Below are 13,600 nucleotides of genomic sequence, written 5' to 3' on the forward strand. Positions count from 1 at the left end.
TTTTTTATTTAATATACCGGTCACCCATTCATTATCTTCCGCAATAACTCTTAAATCATATCCCGGCTTTGACACATCCGCACCGATTTTTCTAGCAAGCGCTAATCCACGCTCAACTGCATGTACCGCCGGGCCATCTTTACTAACCCTTTGCGATACCAACCAACTTAATTCCCGTAGGTTTGCTACCCCCAACCTTTTTTTCCCGCGCGAGAGAATAGACACATAAGCGGATACCGCTAAGCCCTGGAAATCCAGGATATAATCATACTCAGCCTCACGTAAGGTTCTAACAAAAACACTATGTTCTTTAACAACCTCACTTCCCTGCGCTAATGTTCTCGCACGTGACCATTTTTTGCGGTTAAACACCAAGTTTCTCCGCAAATTCGGTACTATCTTAAGAATATCCGCGCATCTATCATCCACGACCCAGTCAATATTAACAGATGGGTAGCTTTTTTTTATTGAATTCACTGCCGGTACTGTATGAATAATATCTCCAATGGAACTCAGTTTAATAACCAAAACGTTATTTATATTATCCATCAATCATCCACTTCCCTGCAGCATTAAAAACTTCTTCAACTGAAATTTTATCAATACAGATACGCAGTTGACAATCCCTCTTCCGGCACGGCGCGCAATTCACTTTTTTGCGTACAACAATATTTTTATCCCCGTAAGGCCCTGTACGGCCAGGATCCGTTGGCCCGATAATCGCTACTACCGGCACACCCAAAGCACCTGCGATATGCATTGGCCCGGCTTCATTACCTATAAACATAACGGACCGTTTCAGCAATGCTGAGTATTGTTTGAGGGTTAACATATTCGCGAAATCCAGCGCTTTAGTTTTCATCAATGCAATCACACTTTCCACTAAACCAACCTCAGCTTTACCCCCAACTTCACCACCCACAAAGACAGGTATTATTTTGTATTGTTCCACCAACTTATCCGCAAGCTCCGCGAACTTTTCCGGTAGCCAACGCCGTGAAGCCCATCCACCTCCTACATGGAAAACCACAACTTTACCCGCGGTATTCACTCCATTTTTTTTCAGTAAATTATCGATAAAAACTCTTTCGTTTTCACTGATATTAATTTCAAATACTTTTTTTGTAATATCCCCGCCAAGATATTTTATGGCTTCAAGATGACGGACAATACAATGCCCGGCATTATCCGCTCTCTTAACTTGTTTAGAAACAATCCAGCTCCCTTCCCGCATACCGTTGGTACTTGAAGAACCGACCTTTAGTTTTGCACCGGCTATCAACGCGATCACAGCAGACTTAAACAACCCGTGGAGGTCAAGTGATAAATCATATTTTCTTGATCTAAGTATTTTCGTGAAATCCGATAACAACTCAGCAGCAAGGCCGTACTTACCAGCGCGTACTGCTTGTATCAACGCAAACCTCGGAAAAATCAGCAGTTGATTTATCGCAGTATTACCTTCTAAAATCTCAGCACAGCGGTCATCCACAACCCAAGTAATATAAGCACCGGGATACAATTCTCTCAATGCTGCCAGCGCGGGTAAACTAAAGACTACATCGCCGATACGGCTTAACTGGATTATTAAAACATTTTTAATTGTGCTACCCCTTTATTTACCTACTACTTAACCTTATATTCCCAGAGTGTCACAAATATATTTACAATTACGTTCAGATGCCCCGCGGAAAGTTTCAACTACACGCACAGCATTATCCCCAAGCGACTTCCGTAACTGCGCATCCTTAAATAAATTAAGCAACTGTGAGTACAGTTCTTCCTCATTATTAACCATAACCCCGGCAGTACTTTTAACCAACTTCTCCGCAGGCTGCTCAAAATTATCCATATATTTCCCGAAAATAACAGGCTTACCCATTGCTGCGGGTTCCAGAACATTATGTCCCCCGGCAGGAACTAAACTACCTCCCACAAATACTACTGTCGCTATGGAATATGCGTGCTTCAATACCCCATAAGTATCAATAATCACACTTTGGCACCCATACTTTTCATCAACGCTTTTTATCTTAGAATAATAATTGTAGCTGACTCCGTATTTAAACAACAGGTCTTCCACCACCCCAACCCGTTCATTATGCCTCAACGCAATAATTAACTTTAATTCCGGATACACTGATAATAACCGGTGATATGTTTCTACTACCAAACTTTCTTCTTTCTCCCGTACACTACCCGCAACAAAAATTAGCTTATCCGGGGTTACCCCAAACGATTTATAGGTTTTAATTTTGTTAGTATTATTCGCTTCACCAACCCGTAACTGGTCAAACTTCATATTACCCGTAACTTCAATAATATCTTTTCCGGCACCTATTTCAATAAATCTCGCGGCATCCGTCTCCCCGCGGGCAAGGATTTTATTAACTTTAGCAAAAACGTTCTTAAAAAAAGGTTTTAGTAATTTATACCAATTCAACGTCCTTGACGATATCCTACCGTTCACAATAACAACTTTTGTTCCATACACCTTACTCCGCTGTATCATATTCGGCCAAATTTCTGTCTCAGTCAATACCAGCACCACGGGCTTCACTGTTTTGTAATAACGGTTAACGCAAAGCATCAAATCTACCGGCGCGTATCCGACACTATCCGCGAGTTTTCGATCCCGCGCAATTTCTCTCGCAGCAGAAGTATTAACCGACAAATGAATATAAATTCTTGATTTAGACATTGACCTCAAGCACCGGATTAACGGTTCCACTGTCTGTACCTCACCGACAGACGCAGCGTGAATCCATACAACCTTAACACCCTCCACTGCGGGAGTAACCTCTGGAAATCCTAACCGCTCAGACAAAGAACTCGCAAACTCTTTGTAGAACCTTCCGGGATTCAGCAAAAGAAAAAGCAGCAATAATACCGGCGCTAAAATAATAAAAATTATACTGTAAATCAGAAACATTCAAGATTTCTCCATAACATTTCTTGTATTAACAACTTCATCCGCTAACTGTGTAATCCTTTTAAGTTCGTTTTGCAACTCAACGGTTTTTGTATTAATATCATCCTCTTTTGTTACAGTAACAGGATTCCCGTAAAACACCACGCCATAATTAAACAATAACGGCAACTGATACAAATCCCATGCTTTCTTAAACAAAACTTTTTTCTTCACTGCTGTTGTAACAGGTATAATTTTGCGTTTAAGCAACCTAGCTGCAACTATAACACCGGATTTTACTTCATCAACAGGACCCCGCGGGCCGTCCACTGCGAACGCGATATCATACTTACCCGCATCCCTAACCATTTCCCGCAGCGCATGTACTCCGCCGCGTGTACTTGACCCGCGGACTATGTTATACCCAAACCCTGACATAATCTTCGCCTGAATATCTCCATCCCGGGAAAGGCTTGTCATAACAACAATTCCTTTCTCTCTATGCGAATGCACAAGCCATGCTTGACGGCCATGCCAAAATGCATAGACAACATTCTTCCCATTTTGATATTCTTCTTCCACAACCTGTTTATTCAAGAACACATTTTTTGATGTGAAGCACACAAGGTTAATATACAACCTGGCAAGTGAGGACAACAAAAATTCGCGCACCATTACTTTGACTGCTTACCTTTGGACTTTGACAGCCAGTATATATAACCAAAAGTCAAGCCTGCCAGATTAGCACCCGCGCATGATCCTAACTCAACACCTATTTTTTCACCGTTGAGCATATCATTAATATACTCTTCAAACACTTTATCTAGAACATATACCGGTTCAGCGAGGTTACAGTCATCCTTTTTTGCTTCTTCTTTCAATAAGTTGATAATAAATGTTGAGGATAACTTATTAGCTTCTTCAATAACAGTGTCAACAAACACTTTTTCACTGATTTCCTGCGGGATTGCATCACTAGATGTAAGTTTGAGTTCATTCCTCCCGAAGTTATAAATAAAAAAACTTATTGCAACAGCTTTCTTCGGTATTTTTGTAGTTTGAAAAAAATCTTTCACCACATCTTTTACCGGTAGAGTTTCGTATACCACCGCAGGTTCAAGCTGTTGTACCAACCCTTCAATATTATCCTTAACACCATCCGGTGCGATGTCAGGATCAAACCCAGGCACACGTTTTTTTAACCCGCGTTCAACATAGTACTGGCTGAGTTTAAGTTTGAACTTCTTAATTTTTTTCACTTTTTGTTTTTATTAGAAGCTAACCCGCGCCTGCGCCATTGTTCCCACTCATACGCGATAGGCATTGCAATGGCTACACTGGAATACGTACCGAACAGTACGCCTATCAGCATTGTCAACGAAAAATCGTATAATACTTCCCCTCCGATAAGCACAAGTACTACCAAAACCATTATCACTGATATACCTGTAATAATTGTCCGGGAAAGCGTTTCGTTCATACTTACGTTGATCATATCCTTTAACTGAAGATTACTTTTCAACCTAAGATTTTCGCGGATACGGTCAAGCACAACAATTGTATCATTAATGGAATACCCGGCAAGTGTCAACAACGCGGTTACTGTCAATAACGACGTTTCCCGCCCAAGCATGAGGACTATCCCAAAAACAACAAACACATCATGCGCAAGTGAAACAATTCCAGCAATACCCCATGTACTTGACTTAAAACGTATTGCAACGTATAAAACAATCGCTAATAACGAAAATAATATTGCATAAAACGTTTTCTCAACAAGGTATTTACCAACTGCGCCACCCACAAATTCATTACGTTCAATTATAACCACATTACCCGGCACTTTTTGTTGGATAAAATCCACAAGATTCTTAGCAACTTCCGTACCGGCACCTTGCTGCGCTCTCAACCGGATAATCACAGACTGTTTTGTTGAGACATCCTGAATCTGCGCATTTTTGTATCCCGCTTCACCAACAATATTCCTGATCTCACCGAGATTAATTTGTTGTGAGAACCCCAATTGTATGAGGTTACCCCCGCTGAAATCTATCCCGAGATTCAATCCCCGGAATAACATGGTAAGGATTGTTAGGACTATCAATACACCCGAAAACCCGAAAAACACATAACGCATCCCTACAAAATCGATGTTAGGTACTTTCTTAAAAAATTCCATAAAACTTACTTATAACTCCCTTCAGATATTATTTATTTAAATACTTAATTTAGTTACTGTCCGGCCTTTAAGCGCAAGTTCATATATAACTTTTGTCACAACAATTGCGGTAAACATACTAATCATAATACCTATGGTGAGCGTCACAGCAAAACCTTTAATCGGGCCAGTACCGAACTGGAACAAAAATATTGCAGCCGCTAATGTTGTAAGGTTTGAATCGAATATTGTCCAGAAAGCTTTCCCATATCCTTGATCTATCGCTACACGAATAGTTTTACCATTACGCAACTCTTCACGTATACGTTCAAATATTAAGACATTCGCATCAACCGCCATACCTATACTAAGAATAACACCGGCAATGCCGGGTAAGGTCAGCGTAAAATGGAAATACGCCATTATGCCCATCAACATCAAAAGGTTCAGTATTAATGCTATATTCGCAATCATACCCGAAAACTGGTAATATACACCCATAAATATCAGGATTAAAATAAATCCTAATAATGCCGCATATGTACCCCACTTAATTGAATCCTGTCCTAATGACGGCCCGACGGTACGTTCCTCCACTATATACACAGGTGCAGGTAGTGCACCGGCACGTAAGATGATTGACAAATTTTTTGCCTCATCCAACGTAAAATTACCTTCAATAATCGCACGACCATCAGGGATTTTTGAACGTATCACAGGCGCGGACTGTACAATATTATCCAGCACAATCGCGAGGTTACGGTTAATATTCAATCCTGTGGTAGCTGAAAACAACTTCGCGCCGTCACGGTTAAATTCAATATTCACTATAGGCAGGTTATACTCCCCGCCGAATTCAACTTTTGCATCCACTAAGTATGCGCCGGTAAGTTCCGGGCTGCTCTTCACTAAATAATACTGTTCATTTTTTCCTGCCATAAGCACATAACCGGTCGGGAAAACAGGCAAAAACTCTTTTCTTAACTGCTGAGTCGTGCTGGAAATATATATTTCATCCCATAAAAGGTTTAACTCCCGGCGTTTATCATCTATCTTCTGTATTGCACCGGTATCGTTCACTAACCTAAACTCCAACAATGCGGTCTTACCAATCAACGACTTAGCAGCTTCCGGATCTTTTAGGCCGGGTAACTGTACGACAATCCATTTTTCTCCCTGCCGCACAATCAACGGTTCACGTACACCGAATTGATCAACGCGGTTACGTATAATCTCAATTGCGCGTTCAATTGCGTCAGTAAGTTTTTCCTTTTTCTCAAGCTTACTCTCATCGAGTTCAAGTATCAGATGCGACCCGCCTCTAAGGTCCAGCCCTAAATTCAAAGTTTTATCCATAATCTTATCCCCTGCACGTTCTAGCCTGTCACGTTCAGCAGAAGGCGTGGTGTACCATCTGTAGGTAGGGAAAAGACAATATAACGCTGCGCCTATGAGGATAATAATTATCCCGATCCTGACCTTTAGTTCTGTTGACATCCTAACAAATCTCCTTCTATAAATAACTTATTTTTGTTTAAACATAAATGTTTATTATACATTATAACTTATAACAGTTTGGTTTTATTAATAACCAAACTAAACCGGTACCCCAGGTATTCCGCTGCTTTTTGGCACATAAGCATGCGGGAGAGAAAGATCTCAAAATATTCCATCACCTGCGATATTTTAGTATCTATATTCAAGTGCAGAACAATATTTTTTTTGCGTTTATCAACTTTAATTCCTGACTCAACGACAGCATAGTTTACACGGTCGTGTATATCACCCTTGAGGTCATGTAATTTACGTACGCGTTTACGGTGAACATCAGTTTTATCCCCTATAATCAACGCTGCGCAGACAGCATTAACCGCAACACCGGTATCCTCTTCATGATTACCAATCGCGCTGATAATATCAGCAATATATTCTGTTGGCAACTTCATTGATTCAAGAATCTCAAGCGCCATTACAGCGCTTGACTGCCCGTGATCGATACGGTTAACCACATTCCCGATGTCATGGAGATACCCTGCAATAGCTGCAAGTTCAGGATATGGAGGTTTGTACCCTAGTTTGATAAGTATATCCCTTGCAGTAGTTGAGACCGATGTGCAATGCCGGAATCCGTGTTCAGTATACCCGATTTCCCCAAGATACTGATTCGCTGCAGTAATCAATGCTTTAACTAACGGATGACTTTTAACACTTTCAACTGATACCGTACCGACAGACATTATTTTATTACTTCTTTTCCTGCACTATTTCCGGCAGTTTCGCTTCCTCTGGCTTAATCACCGATGCGATACCGGCCCGTGAAAGTTCTACGTTAACCCCATCCGCGATTTTAACTTCGACTACAGCTCCGCGGACATTCACAACCATAGCGTAAAGCCCGCCGTTAGTTATTATCCGGTCACCTTTCTTCAACGCATTCAGCATCTTTTCATGTTCTTTAATTTTTTTCTGCTGCGGCATAATCAGTAAAAAATAAAAAATAAAAAATATTACAATCAACGGCACAAAGTTCATCAATAAATCACTTGTACCCATTGGCGCAGCCGCTACTGTCCCGTTAGCTGCATAAACTAAACTTGTCATTCAACACCTCCAGTGTAATTCTTCAGAAAAACTTCTTTTTTTTCAGTAAAATCTCCAGCGATAATACTTTCCCTGATAATCTTAGTTAATTCTATCATAAAAAAGATATTGTGTAAAGTATTCAGCCTCGGCGCTAAGATTTCATTTGCGTGAAACAGGTGGTTAACATATGCGCGTGAATATTTTTTGCATACAGGGCAATGGCATAACGGATCAAACGGCCTTGGGTCAGTTTTATAGATACTATTCCTCATATTTAACTTTCCATTACGGGTAAACACCTGCCCGTTCCGAGCGTTACGGGTTGGTTGTACACAATCAAATAAATCAATACCCCGTGACACGCATTCCCACAAATCTTCCGGAGTTCCAACACCCATAAGATAATGAAGTTCGGCATCAGGTAAACATCCTGCTGAGGATTGTGTTATCTCATAAAGCAGCGGTTTGGGTTCCCCAACGGACAAACCGCCTAATGCGTACCCATCAAAACCTATCTCTAGTGTAAGCTCCGCACTCATCTTCCGTAATTCAGGGAATACGCTTCCCTGTACTATACCCAACAACAACGGGCGTTGAACTTCTTCTATTGCGGAACATAGCGAGTCAAACTTATCCTTACACCTCTTTGCCCATTGTATAGTACGCAATAACGCTTTCTCCGCATATTCTTTTTCTGTAGGATACGGCACACATTCATCAAAACACATAATAAGGTCGGCACCCAGATTATACTGTATTTCTATCGACTTCTCCGGGGTAAACATATGTGTACTCCCGTCAGGAGGATACTTAAACTCAACACCGGCATCTGTAATTTTCCTTAACCCGCTCAAACTAAACACCTGAAACCCGCCGGAATCCGTCAGGATACTGCGTTCCCATGAACAAAACTTGTGAAGCCCGCCCATTTGTTTTACGATCTCCACCCCTGGACGAAAATATAAATGATAAGCATTCCCTTGAATCACCTCCACACCGCAATTAAGGAGTTCTGTGGAATCCAATGTTTTCACAGTTCCCTGTGTCCCCACTGGAATAAATGCGGGAGTATGAATCTCACCATGCGGAGTTTTTAATAAACCCGCCCGCGCGTAACTCTTCCCGTCTTTTTTATGTAGTAAAAAATTTTTCATATACTTTCTATAAGTGTATCCTGATCACAAGAACCGCTGACTGTTGATAAACACACTGAACCTACAACCTAAACGCTTAGCTGCGCGCTGGCAATGCTTTATTCTTGGCAAAAAAAGGCCAAAGTATTCTATTACACTGCATTTAGAATTATCGATCCCCAGTTTTAACACTATCTCCATCTTCTTTCTTTGCACTTCAAGTTTTGACTTACTACTCGCAAAATTAACGCGGTCATGCTGGTCAAATTTACTCTTAACCTTTTTCCGTAACCGTGAATAATGAACATCGGTTTTATCACAAAGCACTACTGCCGCAGCTATCGGCGTGGGAGGAACAACCCTCGCATCTTCATGAGTCCCCACAGCTTCCGCTATACGGAAAGCCTCAAGTTTATCCATTCCCAGTTTTAACAATATACGCAATGCGATAACACCACCGGAACGGTCATGTTTATTATCCCCGACAACACAGCCGATATCGTGGAGATACCCGGCTATTCTCACAAGCTCAAGCTCACGCCCGTGATAACCAAGTTTATGCAATAACAACGCTGCAGTTTTTGCGACATACCTGGAATGCCGTAATCCATGTTCTTTATATCCCATTGCACGAAAGTTTTTATCTGCTTTGGTAATATATATCCGCACTTCCTTATTCTCAAAAATACTTTTTGGTTTAACTAACAAACGATATCCTCCGAATATGTACTTATTGTCAATAACACCTTTTTACACCGGTACCGGGATAATAAAACTGCAGTATTTCTTTATACCCCATCCCCTTTTTTGCTAACCCCAAAGCACCCCACTGGCATAACCCCACACCGTGCCCCCATCCACGGCCGCTAAAAACGAACTTACCGTTTTTATAGTTAACCGTAAACATTGTACTCCGCACAGAATTTGACCCGACTGCCATACGGAAGTGATTACTGTTAATACTCACAGTTTTACCTTTATTATCCGTCAACTCAAGGACAATCACACGTCCTATTTCACTCTTTTTTTGTATCACAACTTTTACTATCTTACCAATATTATACCCTTTTTTTGTCAAACGCTGACTCATTAGTTCACCGGTGTATACTGTAGACCATTGTTGTTTTGGATAAGCATCACAGTTTTTGCATTCCACACCCCTAAGATACCCCGGCACTTTTTCTGTACCCCAAACATTCCCCACATTCTCAGTAGATCCACCGCAACTATTATGAAAATACGCGGTTATCAGCGTCTCTCCATAGAACAAACCTTCTCCTGCGGTTATATCTACAGCTTTATTCGTAGCTAATGCTTCATTTATCACTCCCGGATACACCTGACAACAAAAACTTGAGCACAGGTCATACCCGTCTTTTGTATGTTTATGATTAACATTCTGCATGGCATACGTCCGTGCAGCAACGGCCTGCGCTTTCAACGCTTCTATTGGCCAGGAACTACTTATTTCCGCGGGTATTACTCCGTAAAGATAGTTTTCAATCCCCACTTCGTTTATGGCATCAAGTTTACCTTTACGGTTAAGCTGTATCAACGCAACATCGCGGTAACGCTTTTTCCCTACTACCAATAAATCCCCGGATTCTACCGGCATAATCCTGATAATTCTACCGAACACCAAGGTTCCCATACGAATGCCATTTTTTGAGGGATATACTGCCATGCTCACACCATTACCGCCAACAATTTGAGACGACATTGTAAAAAGGTCTGTTATCCTCACCCCATAACGCGTACTGAAGGTAACATACGGCTGATCTTTTTGTATACCAATCAACAATATTTTACGGTCATTGATACTCGACCTAGCTTTTTCAATGCACACAGCTGTACACATTAAAATAATAACAGTGAATACTAATATTACAATTTTATTTTTCAACATATTAACAAACAGGTATGACAATAAAGTATTGGTTTCAAACAAAAACTATAATTTCATGATAAAACATAACGAAAAATATGGAGGTATAGTAGTAGTTGTACTACTATCTGAAGAAGCGGGATCAACCGTATGTGTATGATCCCCGCCACTGACTGTATTAAACGCCGCGGGGTTTGTTGTATGTGTATGCGCATCCGACGATGTTGCGCCTCCCCATGAGACCGGGTCAAGCCTATCACCTCCACTTGAAGCGTTTGTTATGTTTATATACCACGACCCAGCACCCCCACCGGAAGAAGAAAACGCTATATCACGGCTGAACCAAAAAGTATTAGCTGTGTGACTGTGACTGTCAGAAGACGACGTGGTAATAGGAACATCAATTGAATGCGTATGCGCTCCTGCAGTAGTACTAGCTGTTGTCGCAATATCTACTGTATGATAGTGCGTAGTCTCACCTCCGAGATCGCCAAAAGCGTATGTATCTCCCGCACCGATAACAAACCGGTTGCGAAGATCCGGCGTACCGTTTGTACCGTCACATAAAGCCCATCCTGCCGGGATATCAGCTTCCGCACCGGACCACATAATAATCCCGCCTTTGGGGATCATATAAAACTCAACGCTATTAACCACGCTTTTAACTTCGCCATCAACTCTCAACCGTGTATCCGCAGCATCCCCGCCGATTGCCAAACTCCCGCGGATCGTTGCCGTACCTGTTATTATGACATCACCTTCAACAATCCCTCCGCCGGTAGACAAAAACATGTCGTAAGTCATACCGTTAAGTTTCGCTGCATTTGCTGCGGTAAAAGTATACGGCACAGAAACAAACTTTTGCCGCGGAGCAAGTACATCCGTACCGGGCTGGATCTCAAGCCATACATCATCTGCGTTAAATACAGTATCCGTAAATGCAGTATAGCTTCCAAGAACAATATTAAAAATACCGTTGGTGATCACCACATTATTATGAGTTTCCATCCATAAACTATTCCCCGCGGCCTCACTGTCAAATAATGTAAAGATAATGTTTTCAGTACCGTTATACGGCATCCCGGCATTATCCGTCAGCCGTCCCTGAAAATTTAATTGCATAGGAATAGCGTATAAGATAACCGCTGAAACAACTAAACAAAAAATAGTAAATAATACTTTACGGCCCGCAAAAAATAAATTCATTTTCCCTCTTTATATTACAAGATATACTATATGTTAAATTATTAACACAATTCAACATAAAAATCAAGATTTTATTGAAGAACTAAAACTTTTTGGATACTAGAATCTGTAGTATCAACAATATCCCGACTACACAACCTACTATAAACATCACTAACCCGTACGCACTATATTTTGTCTGTATAATCAGCGCAGACGCTATTAGGATAGCTGAGGTCATTAAACTTATAGAAATACGATTACTGACCTTATCTACGGTTGAAATCAATTCATCCAATCCCTGGTGTTCAAACTCAATCCTAAGTTTCCCAAGCTTAATTTTTCGCAGTATCTCACGTGTTTCACCTGGCAGGACACGGAATAACAGGAGGAGTTCACTCACAACTTTCTGTACTTCACGTTTCAACCGCGAGACTGTCCATTGCTGTGCAATAACTTTTTGGATCACCGGGCTGATATACGCAATAATATCAAACTCAGGATCAAGCCGCATTCCAATACCTTCAATTGCCACCAACGACTTAATAAGCAGTGTATACTCCAGCCGGATCTTAATTGAATACCGGCTAATAATCCCTGTAAGTTCATTAACAACCTGAGAAAAAACAATTTTTTTTAGCGGTAAATTATAATACTCATCAAGTAATTCGTAAATATCGCGTTTAAATCTTGATAACGGAACAACTTCATCCAGCATTTCCATAGAAGAAAACCAGTTAACAATTTTGTTTGTATCCTTATTTACTATCGCAACGATAAGCTCCGCAAGTTCTTCTTTATGCTCCAAAGTAACTCTTCCAACAATCCCGAAATCCATGAAACATACCACTCCACCCGGCAAGACGCAGATATTACCCGGATGCGGGTCACCATGAAAAAACCCGTCAATAAACACCTGCTGGATTATAGCATCCGCACCGGTACGCGCAATTTTTTTTAGATCATACCCCGCGGAAATAAGGGTATCCAGGTCATCAACTTTTATACCCTCAACTTTCTCCATCACTAACACTGTCCCGCAAGTATAGTCCCAGTATATCTTGGGTATATGCACTTCCTTAACATCCTTAAAATTCTGTGCCATACGTTCCGCATTCTGCGCTTCAGCAAGAAAGTTTAGTTCACGCTGAATATTTCTTGCGAACTCATCAACGATATGCCTTGGCTGATATAACCGCGCATCAGGGAAACGTTCTATCAACCTCGCGAGATGGTATAAAATATCAAGGTCTTTCTTTATTGTATCCGCAATGCCAGGCCGTTGAATTTTTAGGACAACCTTCTGCCCGTTTATCAGCACAGCATCATGCACTTGCGCGATTGACGCTGCGGCAATAGGTTCATGCGAAATACTTAAAAATATCTCAGACATTTCATACCCACATGCTGCCTTTAGGTGAGGTTCAATAACATCATACTCAACCGCCGGAAGCTCATCCTGTAACTTACGGAATTCCTGGATAAACTCTTCCGGCAATAAATCCGGCCTAGTACTGAGTATCTGCCCGAACTTAACAAATGTCGGGCCAAGATCTGAGAGTACTAGCCTGACTTTTTCAGCCAGGACTTTAATTGACAAAACCTCTTTTTGCCCGATATTAACCCAGGGCGCATATTTTTCTAAGCCTAACTTCAGGATATAGTATCCCAACCCATGTTTTTGGGAAATACCGACAATCTCGCCAAGCCGTTCTCCGTTGCTTATACTGATCAACGCCATAAAA

At 41.2% G+C, this 13,600-nt stretch carries 14 protein-coding genes; all 14 read right to left on the reverse strand.

Going from position 1 to position 13,600, the window contains the following annotated elements; translation table 11 throughout:
* On the reverse strand, positions 1–549 hold a 549-nt coding region (locus tag WC955_04895; GenBank protein ID MFA5858384.1), incomplete at its 3' end, for a glycosyltransferase family 9 protein.
* The gene (locus tag WC955_04900; protein ID MFA5858385.1) at positions 542–1,531 is read right to left on the reverse strand and encodes a glycosyltransferase family 9 protein; all 990 of its coding nucleotides are present in this window, start codon (positions 1,529–1,531) and stop codon (positions 542–544) included. The genes WC955_04895 and WC955_04900, both read right to left, overlap by 8 nt.
* A 105-nt stretch (positions 1,532–1,636) precedes the next feature.
* Entirely contained in the window at positions 1,637–2,932 is a 1,296-nt protein-coding gene (locus WC955_04905; GenBank protein ID MFA5858386.1) for a 3-deoxy-D-manno-octulosonic acid transferase, read from the reverse strand.
* Positions 2,933–3,586: a lysophospholipid acyltransferase family protein gene (locus tag WC955_04910; GenBank protein ID MFA5858387.1), complete on the reverse strand. Its 654-nt coding sequence runs from the start codon at positions 3,584–3,586 to the stop codon at positions 2,933–2,935.
* Complete coding sequence (locus WC955_04915) at positions 3,586–4,170, reverse strand: hypothetical protein (GenBank protein ID MFA5858388.1); 585 nt, start codon at positions 4,168–4,170, stop codon at positions 3,586–3,588. The genes WC955_04910 and WC955_04915 overlap by 1 nt, the downstream gene beginning before the upstream one ends.
* On the reverse strand, positions 4,167–5,090 hold the full coding sequence (gene secF, locus WC955_04920; GenBank protein MFA5858389.1) for a protein translocase subunit SecF: 924 nt from the start codon (positions 5,088–5,090) through the stop codon (positions 4,167–4,169). Before secF ends, WC955_04915 begins: the two co-directional genes overlap by 4 nt.
* Positions 5,091–5,126: 36 nt before the next feature.
* A complete protein-coding gene (secD, locus tag WC955_04925; protein MFA5858390.1) occupies positions 5,127–6,566 on the reverse strand; it encodes a protein translocase subunit SecD in 1,440 nt (479 codons plus the stop codon).
* 68 nt (positions 6,567–6,634) lie between these two features.
* On the reverse strand, positions 6,635–7,306 hold the full coding sequence (locus WC955_04930) for an HD domain-containing protein (GenBank protein MFA5858391.1): 672 nt from the start codon (positions 7,304–7,306) through the stop codon (positions 6,635–6,637).
* Positions 7,307–7,313: 7 nt separating this feature from the next.
* The gene (gene yajC / locus WC955_04935; GenBank protein MFA5858392.1) at positions 7,314–7,670 is read right to left on the reverse strand and encodes a preprotein translocase subunit YajC; all 357 of its coding nucleotides are present in this window, start codon (positions 7,668–7,670) and stop codon (positions 7,314–7,316) included.
* Complete coding sequence (gene tgt / locus WC955_04940; protein ID MFA5858393.1) at positions 7,667–8,806, reverse strand: tRNA guanosine(34) transglycosylase Tgt; 1,140 nt, start codon at positions 8,804–8,806, stop codon at positions 7,667–7,669. The genes yajC and tgt overlap by 4 nt, the downstream gene beginning before the upstream one ends.
* A 24-nt stretch (positions 8,807–8,830) precedes the next feature.
* A complete protein-coding gene (locus WC955_04945; protein ID MFA5858394.1) occupies positions 8,831–9,493 on the reverse strand; it encodes an HD domain-containing protein in 663 nt (220 codons plus the stop codon).
* Between the two features lie 28 nt (positions 9,494–9,521).
* Positions 9,522–10,691 (reverse strand): SpoIID/LytB domain-containing protein, encoded by a 1,170-nt coding sequence (locus tag WC955_04950; protein MFA5858395.1) that lies wholly within the window; start codon positions 10,689–10,691, stop codon positions 9,522–9,524.
* A 45-nt stretch (positions 10,692–10,736) separates the two neighbouring features.
* Positions 10,737–11,876 carry a hypothetical protein gene (locus WC955_04955; GenBank protein ID MFA5858396.1) on the reverse strand — a complete coding sequence of 380 codons (1,140 nt, stop codon included), beginning with the start codon at positions 11,874–11,876 and terminating at the stop codon, positions 10,737–10,739.
* Positions 11,877–11,958: 82 nt separating this feature from the next.
* Positions 11,959–13,596 (reverse strand): AarF/ABC1/UbiB kinase family protein, encoded by a 1,638-nt coding sequence (locus WC955_04960; protein ID MFA5858397.1) that lies wholly within the window; start codon positions 13,594–13,596, stop codon positions 11,959–11,961.
* Positions 13,597–13,600: the final 4 nt, after the last annotated feature.

This window comes from Elusimicrobiota bacterium, from assembly GCA_041658405.1.
In the GTDB taxonomy this organism is placed as follows: domain Bacteria; phylum Elusimicrobiota; class UBA5214; order JBBAAG01; family JBBAAG01; genus JBBAAG01.